Here is a 22,436-nt window from a genome sequence, read left to right as displayed (position 1 = left end):
GTTTCATCGGGCAGCTTCGCGGCAATCGCGCGAAATTGGCGTGGAATGTGGGAATGCTGTGGGCGATGAGGGGTGCGACGTCACCGCTTCGTTGGCTTTTCGCGCGCGGGGCGCGCTCCTACGGCGCGCGGGTGTGCATGGTTGCAATGGCTGCGGGGATGGCTTCAGCGCCGGCGACCTCGATCACCCGGTCGCCCATGGCGAAATCGGCCACCAGCTCGTGGGCCCAGGTGCTGTGATACGGCATGTAGACGCCCCAGCCGCCCAGTGCGACCACCGGGGCGATGTCGGATTTCAGCGAGTTGCCGACCATGGCGAAGCGGTCCGGCGTGAGGCCGAACTCCCGGAACAGGCGCGCGTAGGTTGCCGTGTCCTTCTCCGAGACGATCTCGATCCGGTGGAAGATGTCGGCCAGCCCGCAGCGGGCCACCTTGGCCTCCTGGTGGAAAAGGTCGCCCTTGGTGATCAGCACCACGCGATGGTGGGCGGCCACGGCCTCCACGGCCTCACGGATACCCGGCAGCAGATCGACAGGATGGCTCAGCACGTCCTTGGCCAGCCGCACGATACGGTGGATATCCCGCGCCTCGATCCGGCCATCGGTCAGTTCGATAGCCGACTCGATCATCGAGAGGGCCATGCCCTTGGCGCCGTAGCCGAACAGCGCGATGTTGCCGCGCTCGGTGGCCAGGAGCGACGCGCGCAGGCCATCGGCCGTCAGATCCACGTAACGACCGAGGATGCCTTCGAAGGCCGCCTGTGCGTCGTCGTAGAACTCCTGGCTGCGCCAGAGCGTGTCGTCGCCGTCGAAGCCGACCAGATCGATCATGACCACAGATCCTGTAGGAGCGCGCCTTGCGCGCGATAACCGTAAAGCGGAATCTACAAGGTTGGCGCGAAAGCGGTTCGCGCGCAAGGCGCGCTCCTACAGGGTCCCTATATGTACGAATTCACCGATATTGCCTGTCCCTATTGCGGGGAAACCATTGAGATCGCCGTCGATACGTCGGGCGGCAGCCAGACGTATATCGAGGATTGCCAGGTGTGCTGCCGGCCGATCGTGATGCGGCTGGCGGTCGACGAAGGGGATGACACTTTCGACCTGACCGCTTCGGCGGAAAACGATGGGTGAGGTCGTTCCGTCGGGAGCTGACCCTGCTGGCGATAGCCCGGATACGAAAAGGCCCGGGTTTCCCCAGGCCTTTTCGATCAACCACCGATGAGATCGCTTAGAACGCGACCGACATCTTCAGGCCGAGGATGAACGCGTCATCGTTCTGCTTGCTGCCGCCCGGATCCTTGATGTACTGCAGGTTGGGACGCAGTGCGATCGAGGGAATCGGCGAGTAGCTGTAGAACACTTCGGCAACCTTCTCGTAACCGTCGTTGACGACGGTGTCGGAGCCGGTGATCGAGTTGATCAGACGCTGGTTCTTGGCAGCGTAGCCGCTGGCGTGCGAACCACCGATGGCCGCGCCGATGAAGTCGTTCGGGCGATCGAAGATGCCCTTGTACTCCATGCCGAGCGAGATCTGGTTGTTCGTCGCCGAGGTGGCGTGGTCGGCCGAAGCGATGTTCAGGAACACCGTGGTGCCCTTGCCGCCGGCTTCGCCGTTGACCTGCTGCTGGAAGGTGATCCACGCGCCCTTGCGGGAGTCGTGCTGCAGCGCGCGGCCACCGAACTCGGCGAGCGGCTGATGATCGGTGTTGAGGTACAGGTCGTCACCCTTGGAGGTGTTGTACCAGACGCCGGCGCGGTACGAACCCGGCAGGCCGTTGACCGACGGCTTCCAGCCGAATTCCAGAGGAATCAGCGCGCCGGTGGTGCCGCTCGGGAAGTTCGGCTTCAGACCGTTGTGCGACGCGTAGGAGTCGTCGACATATTTCGGGTTGACCTGATACGCGGCGATCTGCACGAAGGTTTCCTTCGTGGTGTCGAACTTGATGACCGTCGCCCACTGGCTGGTCGGCCAGTTGACCCAGTAATCGCCGACGATGTTACCCGGCTGCGCGCCGCAGAACGTCAGGTTCTGGAAGTCGCACGAGAACTGGTTGATGTCTTCACCGACCGGCAGACGGCCGATCTTCCAGGTCAGGCGGTCGTCGAAGAACTTCTGCACCAGCGAGAAGACCGTCAGGTGCCAGGTCTGGCCACGACCGTAGACTTCCTGGATCAGCTGGTTGTTGCCGATGTTGGCGTCGGCACCGATGTTGCGACCGTTACGGTCGGTAACGACGATGTTGAACGCGGCGCCGTTCCAGCCCCAGAGTTTCTGCAGATCGAACGAAGCGCCCAGCTTCCACTGGTCGGTATAGCGCGTGATGTTCTTGGTGCCGCCGGAGTAGTTGTGCGCGGCTTCGCCACCGTACCCGAGGTCGAACTTGACGCCGGCGTCTTCGAGACGCGTGCGCTCACCGTTCCAGTCGCCGAACAGATATTTGCTGGTCGAGAGGTCGTCGGCATGCGCCGCCGTAGCGCCCAGACCGAGGCATGCGAGAAGCACGCCCGCGATGGGACCCTTTGCGAGTTTGTTGAGCATGTACCCTTCTCCCTGAAAAAATTATGCTTTTACGTTTATGGCTTTTGATTATCTTGGTTGCAATGCACAATGCTCCCCGCGCATTCAACCGCCGCATAATAATGTTTTTGTCAGACTAATGTGTGGGCATCGCGAATTCGGCTCCCGCGCTTTCATCGTGGTTCAGCCAACGCTGTGTAACGGCTTTCTGCCTCGTGTAGAACCGCACCGACTCGGGGCCATGCGCGTGATGATCGCCCATGAGGCTCTTTTTCCAGCCCCCGAAGCTGTGAAAAGCCATCGGTACGGGGATCGGTACATTAATTCCGATCATGCCGACCTGAACGCGATGGGCAAATTCGCGCGCCACCTGTCCATCCCGTGTGAAAATCGCCGTTCCGTTTCCGAATTCGTGATCGTCGACCAGTTTCAGCGCACTGGCGAAATCCGGCACGCGAACCACGCATAGCACCGGCCCGAAAATTTCTTCCTTATAAATGCGCATGGCCGGCGTCACGCGGTCGAACAGCGTGCCGCCGACGAAGAAACCCTGCTCGCAGCCCGCCACCTGATAACCACGTCCGTCGACCACGAGCTCCGCACCAGCCGCTTCGCCGTCGTCGATGTAGCTGGTGATGCGATCGCGATGCACGCCGGTCACGACAGGTCCCATCTCGATGGTCTCGTCCAGACCATTGCCGATGCGCAGGGCCTTCACGCGGGGGGCGAGCTTTGCCACCAGTGCGTCGGCGGTCGCTTCGCCGACAGCGACGGCGACCGAGATCGCCATGCAGCGCTCACCGGCGGCGCCGTAGCCGGCACCCATCAAGGCGTCGGCGGTCTTTTCAAGATCCGCGTCGGGCATGACGATCATGTGGTTCTTGGCGCCGCCCAGAGCCTGCACGCGCTTGCCCTTCGCCGAACCTTGCGCGTAGATGTATTCGGCGATCGGCGTCGAGCCGACGAAGCTGACCGCGCGAACCAGCGGGTGATCGAGCAACGCGTCCACGGCGGTCTTGTCGCCATGGACGACATTGAAGACGCCGTCGGGGAGTCCTGCCTCCTTGAGCAGCCTGGCCAGCTCGACGCCGAGCGACGGATCGCGCTCCGAGGGCTTCAGCACGAAGGTATTGCCGCAGGCGATGGCCATGGGGAACATCCACATGGGCACCATCGCGGGGAAGTTGAACGGCGTGATGCCCGCGCAGACGCCCAGTGCCTGGCGCATGGTCCAGGCGTCGATGCCGTTGGCGATCTGCTCGGTGTACTCGCCCTTGAGCAATTCGGGAATGCCGCAGGCGTATTCGACGACCTCGAGGCCGCGCACGATCTCGCCCTTCGCGTCGGACAGCACCTTCCCGTGCTCCGCGACGATCACGCGCGCCAGGCGATCCATGTCGCGCTCGATCAGGTCCTTGAAGCGGAACATCACGCGCGCGCGCTTGAGTGGCGGTGTTTCCGACCAGGCGGGGAACGCGGCGTGCGCCGCGCGCACCGCGACGTCGATATCGTCGACGGACGCGAGCTCGACCTCGGCGGCGGGCACGCCACGCGCGGGGTCGTACACCGGGGCGGTGCCCGCGGGCGAACCACTGTACGGCTTGCCGGCGATGAAGTGGCCGATGCGGGGGAGGGACTGGGTGGACGGCTGGGCGGACATGCTCTGTTTACTCCGATGGCGGCGCGGTCAGCGCGCGATCATCCATTCGTGGGCGGGATCGTTGCGGAAATGCCATTCACGGCGCGGACCGGCCATGACGTTGAGGTAGTAGCCGCGGTAACCGTGCGGCATCACCACGGGGTGGTAGCCACGCGGCACCATCACCACATCGTGGTTGCCGACGGCCATCGACTCGTCGATGTCGCGCTCGTCGGTGTAGACGCGCTGAAACGCGAAGCCTTGCGGCGGATCGACACGGTGGTAGTAGGTTTCCTCCAGCACGCTTTCTTCAGGCAGTGCGTCCGTGTCGTGCTTGTGCGGCGGATAGCTCGACGAGTGACCGGCGGGCGTCAGCACCTCGACCACGAGCAGCGACTCGGCGTCTTCGGTTTCCGGAAGAATGTCGCAGACGTAGCGGGTGTTCGCGCCCGTACCGCGCGCCGAACGCTTCATCGACGATGGCTCGATCAGGCGCGCGGCGAACTTGCCGGTGGCCGGTGCGGAAGCGAGTGCCAGCTCGGCATCGGTCCGCGCGGTGATCGTGTACACGGATGACGGCGGTGCATACACGGCATGCGGCGAGCGATCGTCGAAGACGCTGTCGCGGCCACCGAGGTCTTCCCACGTGTGGCCGGCCACCGCGATATCGACGCGCCCGACGAGCACCACGAGACACCCCTCGCGGTCGGCGGGCAGCGCGATCTCGACGGTCGAGCCCGCTTCGATACGCCTCGCCTCGAAACCCACGTGATGCCACTGGGCGGTTTCCGGCGTGACTTTGACGATGGCTTCGCCGGTGGGCATCGCCTTGACGAGCAGACTCATGCGACCTCCCCGACCATCTCGCGGTCGAGCAACGAGCGAAGCGTGTCGTAACCCTTCTTCGCGTAACGGTAGCTGGGCGCCACCGTCGGATCCTGCTCCGCCTCGACCACCAGCCAGCCACGGTAACCGTGGGTTTTCAGGCGATCGATGATGGCCGCGAAATCGATCACGCCATCGCCCGGCACGGTGAACGCGCCGTTGAGCACGGACTCCAGGAACGTCCAGTGACGATTGCGCGCCAGGCGAACCACGCCGGGGCGCACGTCCTTGCAGTGCACGTGGCAGATGCGGGAGATATGGCGGTCGAGTACGGCCACCGGATCGCCTCCGCCGAAATACGTGTGCCCGCTGTCGAACAGCAGACCGACTTCATCGCCGGTATGCGCCATCAGCTGGTCGACATCATCCGGGGATTCGACATAGGCGCCCATGTGATGGTGATAGGCCAGACGAACGCCATGGGACAGCGTGAATTTCGCGAACTCGGTGATGTTCTCGCCATAGCGCTTCCAGTCGTCGGCGGTGCGGAAGCGCGGCCGCTTGTACAGGGGCACCGGCTCACCCTGGATGGCATGAGCGACTTCACCGTACACCATGACCTGGCAGCCGTTCTCGGCCAGGAGGCGCAGATGCTTCTCGACGGCAACGATTTCTTCTTTCGCGGAGCGCTCGGCGACACGCCCGGAGTACCAGCCGGACACCACGTCGAGTCCGTAGCCGGCCATCAGGTCACGCAGCTCGACGGGATCCCTGGGAAATTTATTGCCCAGCTCGAAGCCTTCGTAACCGATCGCCTTGCCTTCGGTCAGAGCGGTCGACAAGGGGATCTCGCCGCCGAGCGAGGGAAGGTCGTCGTTGCTCCACGAAATCGGGTTGATGCCGATACGGATGGGATCGTTCTTCATACGGGCGTGTTCCTGGCCTTGCGGCCCACGATGGCGGATTCGTAGCCGCTGCGCGCCTCGCGCACGGCCTCCCGCGTGGAAACTTCGGGGATCGCCACGTCCCACCATACGCCGCCCTCGTCGGTCGTACGCGTGTGGTCGGTGTCGATGCTGATCAGGTAGGTGCGGTCGGCGGCGCGGGCTCGCTCCATGGCGGCTTCGAGGCCGGCGATATCGGCGACGTGTTCCGCGATGGCGCCCAGCGAGCGGGCGTGGGCGGCGAAATCGACCGTCGGTGCACCGTGCTTTCCCTGGACGCAGTTGTCGAACATGTTGTTGAACGGCGCGCCGCCGGTGGCCTGCTGCAGGCGGTTGATGCAGCCGTAGCCGCGATTGTCCAGCAGCACGATGATGAGCTTGGCGTCCAGCATCACCGAGGTGGCGATCTCCGAGTTCATCATCAGGTAGCTGCCGTCGCCGACCATGACGATGACTTCGCGATCCGGCCTGGCCATCTTGACGCCAAGACCGCCGGCAATCTCGTAGCCCATGCACGAGAACCCGTATTCCATGTGGTAGCCGCCGGGCGTCTCCGTGCGCCACAGTTTCTCGAGCTCGGCGGGCAGCGTCCCGGCGGCGCAGACGACGATGTCGCTACGTGCGGAAAGCGGCGACGAACGCTGCACCGCGCCGATCACTTCGCCGTCGTAGGGCAGACGGCCTTCCGGTGGCTGGCGCGCATCGGTGATGCGGGAAACGATGTCGACCCACTCACGCGCGACGTCCCGGGCGCGCAGCGTCCACGCTTCGGGAGCGGCCCAGTCCTCCAGGCCGAAGCTGAGGTCGTCGAGCACGCGCGCCGCGTCGCCGATCACCTCCAGGCCGTTGCCCTTGAGCGCGTCGAAGGTGTTGACGTTGACCGAGAGGATCGGCACATGAGCGAACAGGGCGTTGGAGCCGGTGGTGAAGTCCTGCAGTCGCGTACCCACGGCGATGATCAGGTCCGCCTCGCGGAGCAGGGCATTCGCGGCGGTGGACCCGCAGACGCCCGCGGGGCCGAGATGCAGGGGATGATTCCAGGGCAGGGCGCCCTTGCCCGCCTGCGTTTCACAGATGGGCACACCGTGCTTATCGGCGAAGGCGAGCAGTTCCGGCGTGGCTTTCGCGTACAACGCGCCGCCGCCAGCGACGATGACCGGGCGCTCGGCCGCCTCGATGGCGTCCAGCGCGTGCATCAGCTCATCGTCGGTCGGCTGCGGGGCGCGGAACACGATCTCGCGCGGTTCGAAGAAGGCAAGCGGCCAGTCATATGCCTCGGCCTGGACGTCCTGAGGTAACGCCAGCGTCACCGGGCCGCACAGCGCGGCGTCGGTCAGCGCACGGATAGCCCGGGGCAGGGCCGTCAGCAGCTGCTCCGGACGCATGATGCGATCGAAGTAGCGGGAGACGGGACGAAAACAATCGTTGACCGACACCGTGCCGTCGGAGAAGTCCTCGAGCTGCTGAAGCACGGGATCCGGCGCACGCGACACGAAAATGTCGCCCGGCAGCAGAAGCACCGGCAGACGATTCACATGGGCCAGCGCCGCCGCGGTCACCAGATTGGTCGCGCCCGGGCCGATCGATGTCGTCACCGCCATCATGCGTCGACGCATATGCGTTTTGGCATACGCGATCGCGGCATGCGCCATGGCCTGCTCATTATGCGCACGGTACGTCGGCAGTTCATCGCGGATGCCATACAGCGCTTCGCCCAGTCCCGCCACGTTGCCATGCCCGAAGATGGCGAACACGCCGCCGAACAACGGCGCCGACTCATCGCTGTCCGCATCGCGCCCGTGCAACGCCGCGAGATACCGTACGAGTGCCTGCGCCGTCGTGAGCCGCACGGTCGCACCGGCGGTGGTGGGAGCCAGCCCGGTTGACGATTCCAGCCTGTTCATGCCGCCGCACCTTCAGTGACTCGCTCCTGCGGCACCCGCCGTCCCTCGCGCCACAACGCGATCATCCGTTCGAACGCCGCGCGCGCCTGGCTCACCAGCGCCTCATCGTCGATCGTCCCGGACAGCCACGCTTTGGCCGGCTCACTGAACAGCGTGCGCCCCACGGCGAAGCCGCGGCAGGTCACACTCCCCAGCGCGTCGGCGAATCCGGCGGCCAGCTGTTCCACCGGCGCATTCAGGCCCAGCAGCAAGACGCCGCGGCAGTGCGGATCGCGTTCGGCGATCAGGGCGTCGATCGCCGCCCACGCCCCCCGCTGCGGCGGGCAAAGCTTCCACCAGTCCGGACGGATGCCGAGGTTGTAGATACGCTTCATGGAGCGCAGCACCAGCTCGTCGCGCTGCGAAGGGTCCTTGCAGCCCGGAGGAATGATTTCCAGGAGCAACTCATGGCCACTGATCTTCGCCGCGTCGTAGAGCGAGCGGATCTGCGTTTCCTGCTCCACGCGATCCATCGGCGTGGCATCCGGATCGAAGGCGACCAGACACTTGATGACGTGCTCCGCCGGCCACGAGATCAGCTGACTGCCGATGGACCGGCCACGCTCCAGTTCCAGCGGGTTGGACCCCGGCACTTCCACGGGGCGGCCGATCCACCAGCCACGCCCGGTCGCGGCGTTCAACGCATCCTGACCGTAGCGGTCGTCGGCGAGCAGGCCGATGTGTCCGTGCAGCTGTCCGGCGCGCTCGGTCGCCGCCACCGCCTCGACCAGCAGCTCTTTCAGCCGTGGCAGGCGTGCTTCGTCACCGCCGGCGGCACGCGTCAGCTCGAAGAAGGGCGTGCGATGGTCGAAAGCGAATACATACAGCTCGTTCCACGCCTTGCGCGGTACGGCCGTGCGATGCAGATGCGAGAGCTCGGCATCCAGGTCCGGGCGACGGATGCCACCGTCGCGCGACAGGAAGGCATCGAGTTCAGCGCGACCGGGCATCGCCGGCGCGCAGGCGTGGCGCGACACCACGATGGCGCCGCAGGCGTTGGCGTAGGCGCACGAGCGCTCGATGGATTCACCATCCAGCCACCCGGTAAGGAAGCCGGAGAGGAAGGCATCGCCGGCGCCGAGCACGTTGAGGACCTCCACCCGCGAGCCCTTGTACGTCGGCGCGTCGTCGATGTCCGAAGGGATGACCCCCTCGATGACGCTGCAGCCGACGGCACCGCGCTTCACGACCAGCGTCGCGGCGCTGATGCCGCGCACCGCGCGGAGTGCCGAGAGCAGGTCCTCGCTGCCACCGGCGATATGGAACTCTTCCTCGGTGCCGACGATCAGGTCGAACCCGGGCAGGCTGGCCTGCAGATGAGCGGTGACATGCTCGGCGGCGACGAACCGGCGCTCGCCTTCGCCGCGTCCTGTCAGGCCCCAGAGGACCGGCCGGTAGTCGATATCGAGCACCGTGCGCACGTCGTGCTTGTGCGCCAGTTCGATCGCGCGGGTGGCGGCGGCATGCACGCCCGGTTGCGACAGGTGTGTGCCGGTGATGGCCAGCGCGCGGCAGCGCGCGATGAACGACTCGTCGATATCGTCGGGCGTCAGCGCCATGTCCGCGCAGTTCTCGCGATAGAACAGCAGCGGGAACGTCTCGCGATCCTTGATGCCGAGAATCGCCAGCGCGGTAAGCCGCTCGTGATCGGTCTTCACCTGGCTGATGTCGCAGCCTTCGGCTTCCAGGGTCTCGGTGAGGAAGCGCCCCATGTGATCGTCGCCGACACGGGCTAGCATCGCCGAGCGCAGCCCGAGCCGGGCCGTTCCGAAAGCGACGTTGGCCGACGACCCACCCAGATACTTGGCGAAGCTGGTGACGTCTTCGAGGCGCGCGCCGATCTGCTGGGCGTAAAGATCCACCGCGAGCCGGCCGAGGCAGGCGACGTCGATGGGACGGGAGGGGGAGCGGGGAAGGAGACTACGCATGGGGGTTATCCGTGTTCAGGCCGCGCGGCCTTCCAGTTCGTCGACCAGGCTCTGGATCTCGGTACCGCCGGCCATCATGTCGAGCACCGCTTCCTTCGTTACGTCGGTTTTGGCGAAGGTGCCCATGGACTGGCCGCGGTTGAGCAGCGTGAAGCTGTCCGCGATGGGGTAGGCATGGTGCACGTTGTGGGTGATGAAGATCACCGAGATGCCGCGCTCGCGGGCTTTGTGGATGAGCTTGAGCACGTTGCACGACTGCTTGACGCCCAGCGCCGCCGTGGGCTCGTCGAGGATAAGTACCTTCGCACCGAAGTGGATGGCGCGGGCGATGGCAAGACACTGCCGTTCGCCGCCGGACATCGTGCCGACCGGCTGGCCGGCGTCGCGTACACGGATGCCCATCTCCGCGAGTTTGTCGCGTGCGGTTTCGTTGGCGTACTGCATGTCGATGACGGGAATCACGCCGAACATCTTCTTGCGCGGCTCACGTCCGGCGAAGAAATTGCGTGCCACACTCATCAGCGGAACGAGAGCCAGGTCCTGGTAGACCGTGGCGATGCCGTCGTCGAGCGCCTCGCGCGGCGAGTTGTACCTCACCGCCTTGCCTTCGACGCGATATTCGCCACTGCTGGGCTGGTGCACGCCGGCGAGTGTCTTGATCAGGGTGGACTTGCCGGCACCGTTATCGCCGAGCAGGCAATGCACCTCGCCGCGTTTCAGGCGAAGGGTCACGCCCTGTAGCGCGATGACGGTACCGAAGAACTTGCTGACGTCGTCGAGTTCGAGAATGTAATCGTCGGCCATGGTGGCGCTCCTCACTTCGTGCTCGCAGCGCGGCTGCGGATGTAGTGGTTGAACAGCACCGCCAGCAGCAACATGCCGCCAAGGAACACGCGGTACCAGTCCGAATCGATGTTGGTATACGAGATGCCGATCTGCACGACACCGAAGATCAGCGCGCCGAAGCAGGCGCCGATCACCGAGCCGAAGCCGCCGGTGAGCAAGGTGCCGCCGATGACGACCGCGATGATGGCTTCGAACTCTTTCTGCAGGCCGCGATCGGCCGCGGCGGAGCCCACGTCGGCCACCTGCAGCACGCCGAACAGGCAGGCGCAGAACGCGGTGAGCACGAACAGGGAGATCTTCACGCGACGCACCGGCACACCGACGTTCTTGGCGGCGTTGGAGTCGCCTCCGACGGTGTAGATCCAGTTGCCGAAGCGCGTGCGGGCCAGGACGAAACCCGCTGCGACACCCATGACGAGCCACCACACCAGCACCTTGGGAATGCCGCCGACGACCGGGTCGCCGCTGGGCAGCTTCTCGATGAGGTTCATGCCGGCCAGACCGGTGAACAACCAGTGCAGGGTGGTGCCCGAAAACAGCGCGTTGATGACCGGGTCTTCGGCGAACTTGTCGCCCACGCCGCTGACGATGGTGCTGTTGGCGAAGCCGGTCGACAGCACCAGGGTCAGGCCGCGAAGGATGAACATGAAAGCCAGGGTGACGATGAAGGACGGCAGCTTCGTGCGGACCACGAGGTAGCCGTTGAGGGCGCCGAGCGCCATGCATCCGGCGAAGGCGAACAGTACCGACGCCCACAGTGGCCAGCCCATGTACATGGGTGGGATGGCGACGAGAACGCCGGCGAAGCCGATCATCGAACCCATCGACAGATCGAATTCGCCGGCGATCATCAGCAGGCAGGCACCTACGGCCAGGATGCCGAGGTAGCCCGCCACCTGGGCCCAGTTGATCACGCCATCGAGCGCGAACATGCCCGATCCGCCGGCGAAGATGCCGAAGAAGACGAAGACGAGCACGGTACCCGCGATCGAGCCCAGTTCGGGCCGGTCGAGCAGGATGCGCCACGGCGAGATCCGCCGTACGCGTTCGTCCGTGGAGGTCGGTGCTTCCGGCGCTGTCGCGCGGTTTTCCTGGATCATGTTGGAAACGCTCTCATTGATGGCGCTCATGGTTCACTCCCCGACGGTCAGCGGTACTGGCCGGCGTACTTCTCGACGGTGGACACGTTGTCCTTCGTGACGAAGGCCGGACCTGAACTGACGCCCGTGGCGGTGTAGACGGGCTTGAGGTCGTACTGCTTCAGGCGGGCCTGGAACTTCGGGTTGGCCTTCAGCGCCTCGATGATCTTGGCCGGGTCCTTCGTGTTCTGGTCGTGCGCGATCACCAGCGCGGCGATGCCCATATAGCCCTGCAGGTAGGGCTGCTGGTCGATCGCGTACTGGATCGTGCCGGACTTGATGCCGTTGATGATGGCGGGCGACAGGTCGAACGTGCCGAAGTCGATCTTGCCGGCCAGGTGCATGTCGTTGACGACCTTGATGGTTGGCTCCGCCGCGTTGGGGCCGAGGGCCAGGATCGCCTGGGTCTTCGGGTTGCTGCGCAGGTAGGCACTGACCTTGCTGGCGACCACGGTCGGGTCCATGCCGCTGTCGATCATCGAGGTCTTGCGCCAGTCCTTCACGCCGATGGCCTCGGCAAAGCCCTGACAACGCTGGAACGAGGCATTGTTGGTGGCGTAATGGTTGACGCAGACGAAGCTGGTGACGCCCTTGGCCTTGGCCCGTTCGCCGGCGGCTTTGCCCGCGTCGTATTCGCCCTGGCCCACGTGCATGATGGCGCCCAGCTTCTTGCTCTCGTCCGGGGTGCCCGAGTTGATCGTGACGATGGGAATGCCCTTCGCGGAGACTTTGGCCGCCGGTGCCTTCAGCACGGCGAAGCTGGCGATATCGAAGGAGACGCCCTTGTAGTTGCGGGCGGCGGCGGACTCGAGCTGGCGGGCCATTTCGGCCAGATCGCCATTGCCCGAGCCGCGGTAGTCGACCTCGACGCCGAAATCCTCACCCGCCTGCTTGATGGAGTTCTTGATGGTGTTCCACCACGAATCCGAGTCGGCGGCGTGGGTGACGAGAACATACCGGTCGCCGGGCGCCGCCTGGGAGGCGGGGGCGGCGAGGCCGAGACCGAGGGCAAGAGCTGCCGCCAACGAGGCGTGGATCAGTTTGGAACGCATATGGCCTCCACAGATGACCGCCGTGCGGTCGGGTGATGGATATCGAACTGCGACGACGGCCGGGCGGCCGCTGTTTTTGCCGAAAGCGGACCGAGCATGGACCTGCTTTTCCACGGTTGCAATTTGCATTGCAGCAAAAAAATAAATGGAAAATCTGTTCCATATCGTGGTTGAATGCCGCCGGTCCCCCGTGGAGCGCCTGATGGCCAAACGCAGCGAAGCCGATGCCCTCATGCAGCGCATCGCCGATGAATTCGAAGCCCTGCCGCGACAGCTGCAGGGTGTCGCCCGTTACCTTGAGGAACATCGCAGTTCCATCATGGTCCAGCGCGTCGGTGAGATCGCCGAAGGCTGTGGCGTGCACGCCTCGGCGGTAGTCCGTTTCGCCCAGCGCTTCGGCTACTCGGGCTTCACCGAGATGCAGGCGGTGTTCCGCAACGCGTTCACCGCGCAGACGGCGCCGCAGCGCAGCTACAAGCAGCGCATCCGCAGCGTCATCAAGGGCGGCACCGGCAGCATGCCGGCGGCGGAGATCGCCTCGCGCTTCATCGACGCCAGCCGCGCCGGTCTCGACGAACTCGCCGCCGGAATCGACGAGGTGCGTTTCCAGAAAGCGGTGGACATGCTTGCCGCCGCGGAGAATATCTACGTGATCGGCGTGCGCCGCTCGTTCGCGATCGCCACATACATTGCCTACGCACTTCAGCACACGCAGAAGCGCGTGCACCTGGTCAACGGGCTGGGTGGCATGTTCCGCGAGCAGTTGCGCAGCATCGGAAAGGGTGATGCACTGATCGCGATCAGCTTTCCACCGTTCGGCAAGGAAACCCTTTACGCCATGCGTGTGGCGCAACAGCACAAGGCCGGCGTGCTCGGTATCACCGAGAGCGATCTCGGTCCGCTGGCGCGTCACTCGGATGTCCTGCTGAAGGTGAAGGAGGGCAGCGCATTTGCTTTCCGCGGTCTCACCAGCACCATGTGTCTGTGTCAGGCGCTGTTCGTCGCGCTGGCCTACAAGCTCGAACTGACTGTCGAAGAAACACTTCCCCGAGGAGAATACGATGATTGAAGTTGCCGTTTTCGGTGCCGGTCGCATCGGCAAGATCCACGCGGGCAACGTCGCCCGCCATCCCGAAGCGCACCTGCGCTATGTGGTCGACGTGCACGCGCCCTCCGCTCAGGAACTCGCCGACAAGCACGGTGCGAAGGTCGCCAGCGTCGACGAAGCGCTGAACGATCCGGCGGTCGGTGCCGTGGTCATCGGCTCCAGCACGGACACGCACTCGGACCTGATTCATCGCGCGGCCGCCGCGGGCAAGGCGATCTTCTGCGAGAAGCCGGTGGACCTCGACGTGGAGCGTGCGCGTTCGTGCCAGGCCGCCGTCGAGAAAGCGGGCGTCACCTGCATGATCGCGTTCCAGCGCCGCTTCGATCCCACGTTTGCGTCGCTGAAGAAGCGCCTCGATGCCGGTGAAGTGGGTACGCCGGAACTGCTGATCGTCACCAGCCGCGATCCGGGCGCGCCGCCGGTCAGCTACATCAAGAGCTCCGGTGGCATCTTCAAGGACATGCTGATCCACGATTTCGACATCTTCCGCTGGATCCTGGCCGACGAGGCCGTGAGCGTGCACGCGATGGGCAGCTGTCTGACCGACCCGGCGATCGAGGAAGCCGGCGATATCGACACCACCGCCGTCACCATCCGGACGAAGAGCGGCAAGCTCTGCCAGATCAACACGTCGCGCCGCGCCGCGTACGGCTACGATCAGCGTTTCGAAGTGCTCGGCAGCAAAGGCATGTTGCAGGCGGGCAATGTCGCGCCCACCCAGGTCGTCTCGCATACGTCGACCAGCATCGCGCACGACCTGCCGGAGCACTTTTTCCTCGAGCGCTATCGCGAAGCCTACGCCGCCGAGATTGCGCACTTCTTCGACGCGCTGGCCGCGGGCACGCCCGTTCGTACCACCATTGCCGATGGCATCAAGTCGCTGGAACTGGCGGAAGCCGCCGCGCGCTCATGGCGCGAAGGCAAGGTCGTCGAGGTGAGCATCTGACGATGGCCAACCTCCGTATCGGTCTGGCCGGCCTCGGTCGCCTGGGTCAGCGCTATGCAGAAAACCTCGCGCGCGCCGTGCCTCGCGCCGAGCTCGCGGCGGTGTGCAGCCCGGTCGAGGCGGAGCGCGCGTGGGCGCGTGACACGCTGGGCGTCGGGACCATCCACACCTCGTATGAGGAGATGTTGGCCGACCCTTCGCTGGACGCCGTCTTCCTCGTCACGCCCACCTCGCTGCACGCAACGCAGATCGAGCAGGCGCTGGACGCCGGCAAGCACGTGTTCTGCGAGAAGCCGCTGTCCCTTGAACTGGAAGACTGCCGCCGGGCCGCCGCCCACGCGGCGAAGGCCGGTAAGCGGGCGATGGTCGGCTTCGTCCGCCGCTTCGACGAAAGCTACCGCCACGCCTTCATGCACATCGAAGGCGGCGGCATCGGTCGACCGTTCCTGGTGTACTCGCAGACGACGGATCTCGCCGATCCAAGCGGCGCCTTCCTGAAGTTCGCCCCGACCAGCGGCGGCATCTTTCTGGATTGCAGCGTGCACGATGTCGATCTGGCTCGCTGGCTGCTGGGCCGGCCGAAGGCGACCAAGGTCTATTCGACCGGTACGGTGGCGATGTATCCGCCGCTGGAGGACATCGGCGACGTGGACAACGGCATCGCCATCGTCGAGTTCGAAGGCGGCCGGATGGCCATGTTCTATGCGTCGCGTACGCAGGCCCATGGGCATGACACGCACACCGACGTGACGGGGACGGCCGGACGGGTCAGCGTCGGGCGTAACCCGCGGGCGGACCGGGTGGAGATTGCGGATGCCAATGGCGTGCGCAATACCGTGGTCCCGTCGTTCTATGAGCGTTTCGCGCCGGCGTTCGTGACTCAGGCGAAGCACTTCGTCGATGCGGTGCTCGACGACACGCCGTTCGACCTGACGATGGACGACGCGGTAGAGGCGACACGGATCGCCGTCGCGTTGCGTGAGTCGCTGCAAAGCGGGCAGCCGGTCCTCCTGTGACCGGCGACCGCCGGCCGCGGGCGTGACCATGAAAAACGCTTCACCCGGCGCCGTGCCGCAGTGCAGCATCGAGGCGCTATAATCGGCCCATCATGTCTCTCCCATCCCTGGTTCCCCAACGCGGGCGGCGTTTCGCCGTGACGGCGCGGATTCTTTCCGCCGTCGTCTTCACCTTCATCTGCTACCTCTGCATCGGCATTCCGCTGGCCGTGCTGCCGGGTTTTGCACACCTGACGCTGGGGTACTCCACGGTTCTCGCCGGTCTGGCGGTCAGCGCGCAGTACCTTGCGACGCTGCTGAGCCGGCCGCATGCGGGACGGATGGCGGATGCGATGGGGCCGAAGCGCACGGTGCTCGCCGGTCTGGTGGTGCTTGCGCTCGCGGGCCTGTTCCTCGCTCTGGCCGCGCTGGTGCCGAAGATTCCCGCGCTGTCGCTGGTGCTGATCTTGCTCAGTCGTCTGGGCCTGGGGTTCGCCGAAAGCTGGGTCGGCACGGGTTCCATTACCTGGGGTATCGGCGGCATCGGCGGCGAGCACACCGCGCGCGTGATCTCGTGGAACGGCATCGCTACCTACGGCGGGATCGCCCTGGGCGCGCCGCTTGGCGTGGTCCTGGCCCGTGACTACGGCTTCATCGCGCTGGGCGTCATCTCCTTCGCGCTCGGTCTGGTGGCTCTCCCCATCGCGCTGGCCAAGGCGGCGGTGGCACCCAGCCACGGCGAGCGCCTGCCTTTCCGGAGCGTGCTCTCGCGGGTCATGCCTTATGGCGCTGGTCTGGCGCTGGGGTCGATCGGCTTCGGCTCGCTGTCGACCTTCGTGGCGCTTTACTACGCCAGCCGGGGCTGGGAGGGCGCCGCAGTGTCGCTGTCGGTCTTCGGCAGCTGCTTCATCGGCGTGCGCCTGGTGTTCGGCAATGCGGTGGATCGCTTCGGCGGCTACCGCGTGGCGATGGTCTCGCTGGCGGTGGAGGCGCTGGGCCTGATGGTGCTGTGGCTGGGCGTGACCCCGCACGCGGCCATGATCGGTGCGGCATTGACCGGCTCGGGCTTCGCCCTGCTGTTCCCGGCGCTGGGCGTGGAGGCGGTCAGCCGCGTCAGCACGCACAACCGGGGCGCGGCGCTCGGTGCGTATTCCGTCTTCCTCGACGTCGCCCTGGGCCTGACCGGTCCGGTCGGTGGTTGGGTCGCAGGCATCTACGATTACCCGGCCATCTTCCTGCTGGCGGGTTTCGCCTCGATCGCGGCGGTGATCCTCTCCGGCTCGCTTTATCTGCGTTTTGGCCGCGATGGGAACGCACGCGGGAAACCGGCCGACGCAAGGGCATAATGAGGGCCTGACCCCTCACGAGTTCCTTCCATGCCCTACGATCGCAGCTGGACCGGCTTCGGCATCATCGGTGCCCTCGAAACCGGCGGTATCGCGCTGCTGGTCGGCTTCATCCTCTATGCGCTGGTCCGGGCGTTCGGCAAGAGCAACGGCTGGAGCCATGGCAAGGATCTGAGCGTCGCGTTCGCCCTGTCGGTGTTGCTCGCCGCCGGGCAGGACCTGTGGGACCTGTTCTACTTCAACTTCGTCCCCATCCAGTCGCCGACCCTGATCCGCCTGAAGCTGGCCGCGGTGCACGATCCCGACAGCATCGGCCTGCGCGTGTCGTTCGAACTGATGGGGGCGCTGATCGGCGTCTGCCTCGGTTGGGCGATTTTCTCCGGCGGCTTCAAACAGCTGATGCACGGCATGAGCAACAGCTGACCGTCGATGTAGGAGCGCGCCCCGCGCGCGATTCAATCCGGCCGTGCGCGCGAGTTCAGCTAGCGCGCATGAGAAAACATCCAGTCCCACAGCTCCGGCGTCGCATACGCCTTTTCCCACGAGCCATGATTCACCCCCGGGAATTCGCTGTACTTCACCTCGGCCTTCCGCGCGAGCAGCGCCGCATTCATCTTGCGCGACTGCTCGGTCGGCACGACGTTATCGTCGCCACCGTGAAAAATCCACACCGGCAGCTTGCCGATCTTCTGTGCGACCCACGCTGACGGATCGGTGCCCGCCGGTACGCCGTGCACGTAAAGGCGCTGGTCTTCGCCTTCCAGCGGCGTGACGCCGCCACAGATGATTGCCGCCGCGGCGAACGTCCCGGGATGATCCACCGCCAGCTGCCATGAGCCGAAGCCGCCCATCGAAAGGCCGGTCAGGTAGAGGTGCTTACGGTCGCCCTGAAACTCGCTGATGCTCTTTTCCAGCGCCGCCATCGCCATGTCGGCATCGGCCTTGTCGGTCCACGCAGTATCGTCCGGGGCCTGGGGCATCACGACCACCGCCGGAAAATCCATGTGCTGTTTCAGCCACGGCGGCAGGCCTTGCGACATCTGCTTCTGGTTGTCGCTGCCGCGCTCGCCGCTGCCATGCAGGAACAGCACGACGGCCGGGTGGGGCTTGATGTCGGCGGGGACGAAGACCTGATAGCGGTAGGTCTTGCCGGCGACGTCGACGCTGCGCTCGACGAACTGCGCGGGCGCGGCGGAGGCGCCGACGGCGGTCATGGCGGTGAGGAAGGCGAGGGTGCGGAGCATGGACTGAATCCCGTCGGGTACCAATGTAGGAGCGCGCCCAGCGCGCGACATGTTCTTGCGTTGTCTCTCAAGGCTCTCGCGAAAAGGTGTCGCGCGCAAGGCGCGCTCCTACAGACGAAGGGACACAGGGCCGTCGGTGGCATGCGTGCCCGTTAGAGCACCGGATCGAACAGCCGGGCGACATGCAGGGCCACCCGCCGCAGGTACGACAGCCGCCGGTAGTCATTGGCGTTGACCTCGTCGGACTTCGCGAAATCCGCTTCCAGCATGGCTTCGACCTCACCCGCGAACGCCTCGTCGACATTCAGCGCCGCAATTTCGAAGTTCAGCCGGAAACTGCGGTTATCCAGGTTCATGCTGCCCACCACCGCCGTGTCCTCGTCGATCAGCATCACCTTCTGATGGACGAAGCCGGGCTGGTAACGAAACATGCGAATGCCGGCGACGATCGCCTCGTGCGCGTACAGCGTGCTCGCCATGAACACCGTGCGGTGATCCGGCCGGCTGGGAATCAGGATGCGCACGTCCACCCCGCGGAACACCGCGAGCCGTAACGCGGCGAATACCGACGGGTCCGGCACGAAGTAAGGCGTGGTGATCCAAACGCGCCGCCGCGCCGCATGAATGACCTGGGTGAAGAACAGCGAGCAGCTCTCCTGCCGGTCCGCGGGCCCGGTCGCCACGATCATCGTCGACGCACGGCCGCACCGCTCCGGCGGCGGCAGCGAGGGAGGGCGTTCCCCGGTGACCCAGTACCAGTCTTCGGCGAACACGCGCTGCAGATCGGCCACGGCGGGCCCCTCGATCTGCATATGCGTGTCGCGCCAGGGCGACAGAGGCGGGTTCGCGCCAAGGTATTCGTCACCCGCGTTGAGCCCGCCGACGAAACCACGCTCGCCATCGACCACGAGCACCTTGCGGTGATTGCGGAAGTTGAGCTGGAAGCGGTTGCGCCAGCGTCGTGTGGCGAAGCGACGGACCTCGACACCGCCCGAGCGCAGCGATTCCACATAGCGGTCGGGCAGGGCATGGCTGCCGATGCCGTCGTAAAGCAGGCAGACCTGCACGCCCGCCGCGGCGCGCTCGAGCAACGCATCGCGCAGGCGACGACCGAGAACGTCGTCGTGGATGATGAAGAACTGCACCAGTACGTAGCGGTCGGCCCGGGCGATGGCGGCGAACATGGCGGTGAAGGCGGCTTCCCCGTCGATATGCAGGGCCAGGGCGTGACCCCCGTGCATCGCGCTGTTGATCATCCGCCCGATCGCGTCGTAGCGGTCGTCGTGTACCGGGACCGACGGCGCGAGCAGGCCGGTGTGGCCCGGATGCGCGGCTTCTTCGTGCAGCATGAAGAAGCGCGCCTGACGCTGGCGATGCAGGTCGACGTAGCCGCCGAAGTGGCTGGCGCCGAGAAACAGATAAGGCACCAGCGTGACGTAGGGAACGAGGACCAGCCCGAGCACCCACGCGAAGGCGCCCTGCGCCGTGCGGGCGTTCATGACCGCGTGCATGGCGGCGAGCACGCCCGCGGCATGCAGGCATAGCGCGGCGATGGCGATGAGCGTGGCGATCATGCGCCGGGGTCTCCACTTTCCAGTTTGCGACAACAGTGTTTGTCGCGGTTGAGTGTTTTTACACGAATGGCTCGCGAGGACAATGGACGTCATCGCTTTCTATCGAGCCCGTCCCATGCATGCCTCTTCGTCCCGCCTGCCTTTGCTGGCACTTGCGGTGGCCGCGTTCGCCATCGGTACCACCGAGTTCGTGATCATGGGCCTGCTGCCCGAAGTCGCCGCCGACCTCAAAGTAGGCATCCCGGCCGCGGGCATGCTGGTCTCCGGGTACGCCCTCGGCGTGGCGGTCGGCGCCCCCCTGTTGGCCGCGCTGACAGCGAAGCTGGAACGCAAACGCGCTCTGCTGCTGTTGATGGGCCTGTTCATCCTCGGCAACCTGCTCTGTGCCATTGCCCCGAATTACGAGGTGCTGATGGGTGCCCGCGTGGTCGCCGCGTTCTGCCACGGCTCGTTCTTCGGTATCGGCGCCATCGTGGCCGCCCACCTCGTGCCAGCCAACCAGCGGTCGCGAGCCATCGCTTTGATGTTCGCCGGCCTGACCCTGGCGAACGTGCTCGGCGTGCCCTTCGGTACCTTTCTGGGCCAGTGGGCGGGCTGGCGCGCGACCTTCTGGGCGGTGACGGTGCTGGGCGTGATCGCGACGATCGCGGTGGCCCGGCTGGTCCCGGCGCTGCCCCACCTCAAGGCGCCGCACATGGCGCGCGAGCTTCGCGTACTGCGCGAACCGCAGGTGTTGATCGCCCTGGCGATGACCGTGCTCGGTTTCGGCGGCGTCTTCACCGTGTTCACCTATATCGCGCCGATCCTGCAACAGGAATCGCACGTGAGCCCGCACTGGACGGGAGCGGTGCTGGTGCTGTTCGGTCTGGGCACGACGATCGGCAACATGCTCGGCGGCCGTCTGGCGGACTGGAAACTGATGCCGTCGCTGATCGGCATCCTCGTGGTGTTGTCGCTGCTGCTGGCGGTGTTCGCCTGGACAATGCATTCGACCGTGGGCGCCATCGTCACCGTGTTCGTCTGGGGGGTCGCCGCGTTCGCCACCGTGGCGCCGCTGCAATCCCGCGTGGTGCATGTGGCGGGCGATGCGCCCAACCTCGCCTCGACGCTCAATATCGCCGCGTTCAACCTCGGTAACGCCGGCGGCGCATGGCTTGGCGGCGCGGTGCTGGCCGCCGGGTTCCCGATGCCGACGGTAAGTCTGGCCGGCGCTGCGGTTACCGTCACGGGGCTGCTTGCTACGATGGTCAGTGTCGCCCTGGAGCGCCGCGCCTCACCGGCGGTGCCCGCAGGCACCTGATACCCGTTCCCAGGAGTAACGCATGAAAGCCGTCGTCTACCGCAAGTCGCTGCCCATCGCCGATACGCAGAGCCTGCTCGATGTGGAACTGCCGGACCCCTCGCCCGGCGCCCGCGACCTGCTGGTCAGGGTCGAGGCCGTCTCGGTCAATCCGGTGGATACCAAGATCCGCCGCAACGTCGACCCCGCCGGTGCCGACAAGGTCCTTGGCTGGGATGTCGCCGGTACGGTGGTGGCGGTCGGCGACGAGGTCACTCGGTTCAAGGTGGGCGACAGCGTCTGGTACGCGGGCGAGCTGGAGCGTCCCGGTGGCAACAGCGCGCTGCACGTGGTCGACGAACGCATCGTCGGCCGCAAGCCGTCGACGTTTTCTATGGCCGAGGCGGCGGCACTTCCGCTCACGGCACTGACCGCGTGGGAGCTGATGTTCGATCACATGGGCATCCCACATGGCACGACGGGCCGCCCCGCGACCCTGCTGGTCGTTGGCGCCGCCGGCGGTGTGGGCTCCATCGCGGTGCAGCTGGCCCGCCGGCTCACCGGCCTGACGGTGATCGGTACCGCATCGCGCCCCGAGACGCGTGCGTGGGTCGAGTCGATGGGTGCGCATCACGTGGTGGACCACTCGAAGCCGCTGGCCGACGAAGTGCGCGCGGTCGCTCCGGAGGGCGTCGACTACGTGCTCAGCCTGACCGCCACCGAGAAGCACTATGCCGCGCTGGTCGACGTGCTGAAGCCGCAGGGCAAACTCGGTCTGATCGACGACCCGGCCGAGGCGATCGACGTACGCCTGATGAAGCGCAAGAGCCTCTCGTTGTACTGGGAGTTCATGTACGCGCGGTCGATGTATCGCACCGACGACATGGCCGAGCAGGGTCGCATCCTCGACGAGGTGGCCAATCTGGTCGACGCGGGCGTCATCCGCACCACCGCGCGGGAGAACCTCGGCACGGTGAATGCGGACAACCTGCGTCGCGCGCACGTCTTGCTCGAGAGCGGCAAGGCGATCGGAAAAATCGTCCTGGAAGGATTCTGACCACCCGGCCACGACAGCCGTGCGCGGGTAGGAGCGCGCCCCGCGCGCGAAA

The 22,436-nt window shown here is 65.7% G+C and carries 20 protein-coding genes; 8 read left to right on the top strand and 12 right to left on the bottom strand.

The genetic code is table 11. The features are described 5' to 3' along the window. Window positions 1-118: 118 nt before the first annotated feature. A complete protein-coding gene (locus BLT40_RS14485; protein WP_090354317.1) occupies window positions 119-829 on the bottom strand; it encodes an HAD family hydrolase in 711 nt (236 codons plus the stop codon). 111 nt (window positions 830-940) lie between these two features. On the opposite strand from BLT40_RS14485, the gene BLT40_RS14480 reads away from it, so the two are divergent. Further along, window positions 941-1,132 carry a CPXCG motif-containing cysteine-rich protein gene (locus BLT40_RS14480; RefSeq protein ID WP_090354315.1) on the top strand — a complete coding sequence of 64 codons (192 nt, stop codon included), beginning with the start codon at window positions 941-943 and terminating at the stop codon, window positions 1,130-1,132. A gap of 97 nt (window positions 1,133-1,229) precedes the next feature. Here the strand turns inward: BLT40_RS14480 and BLT40_RS14475 are convergent, their stop codons facing one another. The 9 genes from BLT40_RS14475 to BLT40_RS14435 form a co-directional block, all read right to left on the bottom strand. Next, a complete protein-coding gene (locus tag BLT40_RS14475) occupies window positions 1,230-2,540 on the bottom strand; it encodes a carbohydrate porin (protein ID WP_079521736.1) in 1,311 nt (436 codons plus the stop codon). A gap of 115 nt (window positions 2,541-2,655) precedes the next feature. Beyond that, complete coding sequence (locus BLT40_RS14470) at window positions 2,656-4,179, bottom strand: CoA-acylating methylmalonate-semialdehyde dehydrogenase (RefSeq protein WP_043692269.1); 1,524 nt, start codon at window positions 4,177-4,179, stop codon at window positions 2,656-2,658. A 27-nt stretch (window positions 4,180-4,206) separates the two neighbouring features. Continuing rightward, the gene (gene iolB / locus BLT40_RS14465; protein WP_090354312.1) at window positions 4,207-5,004 is read right to left on the bottom strand and encodes a 5-deoxy-glucuronate isomerase; all 798 of its coding nucleotides are present in this window, start codon (window positions 5,002-5,004) and stop codon (window positions 4,207-4,209) included. Then, window positions 5,001-5,909, bottom strand: coding sequence for a myo-inosose-2 dehydratase (gene iolE, locus BLT40_RS14460; RefSeq protein WP_090354309.1), 909 nt, complete (start codon window positions 5,907-5,909; stop codon window positions 5,001-5,003). The genes iolB and iolE overlap by 4 nt, the downstream gene beginning before the upstream one ends. Next, a complete protein-coding gene (gene iolD, locus BLT40_RS14455) occupies window positions 5,906-7,831 on the bottom strand; it encodes a 3D-(3,5/4)-trihydroxycyclohexane-1,2-dione acylhydrolase (decyclizing) (RefSeq protein WP_036115975.1) in 1,926 nt (641 codons plus the stop codon). Before iolD ends, iolE begins: the two co-directional genes overlap by 4 nt. Continuing rightward, window positions 7,828-9,798 carry a bifunctional 5-dehydro-2-deoxygluconokinase/5-dehydro-2-deoxyphosphogluconate aldolase gene (gene iolC, locus BLT40_RS14450; RefSeq protein ID WP_090354306.1) on the bottom strand — a complete coding sequence of 657 codons (1,971 nt, stop codon included), beginning with the start codon at window positions 9,796-9,798 and terminating at the stop codon, window positions 7,828-7,830. Before iolC ends, iolD begins: the two co-directional genes overlap by 4 nt. A gap of 15 nt (window positions 9,799-9,813) precedes the next feature. After that, complete coding sequence (locus tag BLT40_RS14445) at window positions 9,814-10,602, bottom strand: ATP-binding cassette domain-containing protein (protein WP_036115970.1); 789 nt, start codon at window positions 10,600-10,602, stop codon at window positions 9,814-9,816. 11 nt (window positions 10,603-10,613) lie between these two features. Next, window positions 10,614-11,774: an ABC transporter permease gene (locus BLT40_RS14440; RefSeq protein WP_043692286.1), complete on the bottom strand. Its 1,161-nt coding sequence runs from the start codon at window positions 11,772-11,774 to the stop codon at window positions 10,614-10,616. Window positions 11,775-11,791: 17 nt separating this feature from the next. After that, window positions 11,792-12,835: a sugar ABC transporter substrate-binding protein gene (locus tag BLT40_RS14435; protein WP_090354303.1), complete on the bottom strand. Its 1,044-nt coding sequence runs from the start codon at window positions 12,833-12,835 to the stop codon at window positions 11,792-11,794. A gap of 202 nt (window positions 12,836-13,037) precedes the next feature. Between BLT40_RS14435 and BLT40_RS14430 the strand changes: the two genes are divergently transcribed. The 5 genes from BLT40_RS14430 to BLT40_RS14410 all read left to right on the top strand — a co-directional run bounded on the left by BLT40_RS14430 (window position 13,038) and on the right by BLT40_RS14410 (window position 17,653). Then, window positions 13,038-13,904 (top strand): MurR/RpiR family transcriptional regulator, encoded by an 867-nt coding sequence (locus BLT40_RS14430; protein ID WP_036118388.1) that lies wholly within the window; start codon window positions 13,038-13,040, stop codon window positions 13,902-13,904. Continuing rightward, window positions 13,897-14,889, top strand: coding sequence for an inositol 2-dehydrogenase (iolG, locus tag BLT40_RS14425; RefSeq protein WP_090354300.1), 993 nt, complete (start codon window positions 13,897-13,899; stop codon window positions 14,887-14,889). The genes BLT40_RS14430 and iolG overlap by 8 nt, the downstream gene beginning before the upstream one ends. 2 nt (window positions 14,890-14,891) lie before the next feature. Then, the gene (locus BLT40_RS14420) at window positions 14,892-15,905 is read left to right on the top strand and encodes a Gfo/Idh/MocA family oxidoreductase (RefSeq protein WP_079521730.1); all 1,014 of its coding nucleotides are present in this window, start codon (window positions 14,892-14,894) and stop codon (window positions 15,903-15,905) included. A gap of 92 nt (window positions 15,906-15,997) precedes the next feature. Continuing rightward, window positions 15,998-17,230 (top strand): MFS transporter, encoded by a 1,233-nt coding sequence (locus tag BLT40_RS14415; protein ID WP_090354298.1) that lies wholly within the window; start codon window positions 15,998-16,000, stop codon window positions 17,228-17,230. A 30-nt stretch (window positions 17,231-17,260) separates the two neighbouring features. Continuing rightward, window positions 17,261-17,653 carry a hypothetical protein gene (locus BLT40_RS14410; RefSeq protein ID WP_090354294.1) on the top strand — a complete coding sequence of 131 codons (393 nt, stop codon included), beginning with the start codon at window positions 17,261-17,263 and terminating at the stop codon, window positions 17,651-17,653. 59 nt (window positions 17,654-17,712) lie between these two features. Here the strand turns inward: BLT40_RS14410 and BLT40_RS14405 are convergent, their stop codons facing one another. Both BLT40_RS14405 and cls read right to left on the bottom strand, forming a co-directional pair. Then, a complete protein-coding gene (locus tag BLT40_RS14405; RefSeq protein WP_090354291.1) occupies window positions 17,713-18,474 on the bottom strand; it encodes a carboxylesterase family protein in 762 nt (253 codons plus the stop codon). A 152-nt stretch (window positions 18,475-18,626) separates the two neighbouring features. Further along, the gene (gene cls, locus BLT40_RS14400; RefSeq protein WP_090354288.1) at window positions 18,627-20,048 is read right to left on the bottom strand and encodes a cardiolipin synthase; all 1,422 of its coding nucleotides are present in this window, start codon (window positions 20,046-20,048) and stop codon (window positions 18,627-18,629) included. 115 nt (window positions 20,049-20,163) lie between these two features. On the opposite strand from cls, the gene BLT40_RS14395 reads away from it, so the two are divergent. Together BLT40_RS14395 and BLT40_RS14390 are read left to right on the top strand one after the other, a co-directional pair. After that, window positions 20,164-21,348 (top strand): MFS transporter, encoded by a 1,185-nt coding sequence (locus BLT40_RS14395; RefSeq protein ID WP_090354575.1) that lies wholly within the window; start codon window positions 20,164-20,166, stop codon window positions 21,346-21,348. Window positions 21,349-21,370: 22 nt separating this feature from the next. After that, window positions 21,371-22,384 carry a zinc-binding alcohol dehydrogenase family protein gene (locus BLT40_RS14390; protein ID WP_090354285.1) on the top strand — a complete coding sequence of 338 codons (1,014 nt, stop codon included), beginning with the start codon at window positions 21,371-21,373 and terminating at the stop codon, window positions 22,382-22,384. The last annotated feature ends 52 nt before the right edge of the window (window positions 22,385-22,436 follow it).

Origin of the sequence: Dyella sp. 333MFSha (assembly GCF_900102405.1) — a bacterium.
Taxonomy (GTDB): Bacteria; Pseudomonadota; Gammaproteobacteria; order Xanthomonadales; family Rhodanobacteraceae; genus Luteibacter; species Luteibacter mycovicinus.
Note: the sequence above shows the minus strand (reverse complement) of the source record. Positions and strands in the feature narration are given on the sequence as shown.

Excerpts from the sequence above, each read along its gene's own strand:
- BLT40_RS14485 (WP_090354317.1), bottom strand. The coding sequence starts at position 829 with ATGATCGATCTGGTCGGCTTCGACGGCGACGACACGCTCTGGCGCAGC.
- BLT40_RS14480 (WP_090354315.1), top strand. The coding sequence starts at position 941 with ATGTACGAATTCACCGATATTGCCTGTCCCTATTGCGGGGAAACCATT.
- BLT40_RS14475 (WP_079521736.1), bottom strand. The coding sequence starts at position 2,540 with ATGCTCAACAAACTCGCAAAGGGTCCCATCGCGGGCGTGCTTCTCGCA.
- BLT40_RS14470 (WP_043692269.1), bottom strand. The coding sequence starts at position 4,179 with ATGTCCGCCCAGCCGTCCACCCAGTCCCTCCCCCGCATCGGCCACTTC.
- iolB (WP_090354312.1), bottom strand. The coding sequence starts at position 5,004 with ATGAGTCTGCTCGTCAAGGCGATGCCCACCGGCGAAGCCATCGTCAAA.
- iolE (WP_090354309.1), bottom strand. The coding sequence starts at position 5,909 with ATGAAGAACGATCCCATCCGTATCGGCATCAACCCGATTTCGTGGAGC.
- iolD (WP_036115975.1), bottom strand. The coding sequence starts at position 7,831 with ATGAACAGGCTGGAATCGTCAACCGGGCTGGCTCCCACCACCGCCGGT.
- iolC (WP_090354306.1), bottom strand. The coding sequence starts at position 9,798 with ATGCGTAGTCTCCTTCCCCGCTCCCCCTCCCGTCCCATCGACGTCGCC.
- BLT40_RS14445 (WP_036115970.1), bottom strand. The coding sequence starts at position 10,602 with ATGGCCGACGATTACATTCTCGAACTCGACGACGTCAGCAAGTTCTTC.
- BLT40_RS14440 (WP_043692286.1), bottom strand. The coding sequence starts at position 11,774 with ATGAGCGCCATCAATGAGAGCGTTTCCAACATGATCCAGGAAAACCGC.
- BLT40_RS14435 (WP_090354303.1), bottom strand. The coding sequence starts at position 12,835 with ATGCGTTCCAAACTGATCCACGCCTCGTTGGCGGCAGCTCTTGCCCTC.
- BLT40_RS14430 (WP_036118388.1), top strand. The coding sequence starts at position 13,038 with ATGGCCAAACGCAGCGAAGCCGATGCCCTCATGCAGCGCATCGCCGAT.
- iolG (WP_090354300.1), top strand. The coding sequence starts at position 13,897 with ATGATTGAAGTTGCCGTTTTCGGTGCCGGTCGCATCGGCAAGATCCAC.
- BLT40_RS14420 (WP_079521730.1), top strand. The coding sequence starts at position 14,892 with ATGGCCAACCTCCGTATCGGTCTGGCCGGCCTCGGTCGCCTGGGTCAG.
- BLT40_RS14415 (WP_090354298.1), top strand. The coding sequence starts at position 15,998 with ATGTCTCTCCCATCCCTGGTTCCCCAACGCGGGCGGCGTTTCGCCGTG.
- BLT40_RS14410 (WP_090354294.1), top strand. The coding sequence starts at position 17,261 with ATGCCCTACGATCGCAGCTGGACCGGCTTCGGCATCATCGGTGCCCTC.
- BLT40_RS14405 (WP_090354291.1), bottom strand. The coding sequence starts at position 18,474 with ATGCTCCGCACCCTCGCCTTCCTCACCGCCATGACCGCCGTCGGCGCC.
- cls (WP_090354288.1), bottom strand. The coding sequence starts at position 20,048 with ATGATCGCCACGCTCATCGCCATCGCCGCGCTATGCCTGCATGCCGCG.
- BLT40_RS14395 (WP_090354575.1), top strand. The coding sequence starts at position 20,164 with ATGCATGCCTCTTCGTCCCGCCTGCCTTTGCTGGCACTTGCGGTGGCC.
- BLT40_RS14390 (WP_090354285.1), top strand. The coding sequence starts at position 21,371 with ATGAAAGCCGTCGTCTACCGCAAGTCGCTGCCCATCGCCGATACGCAG.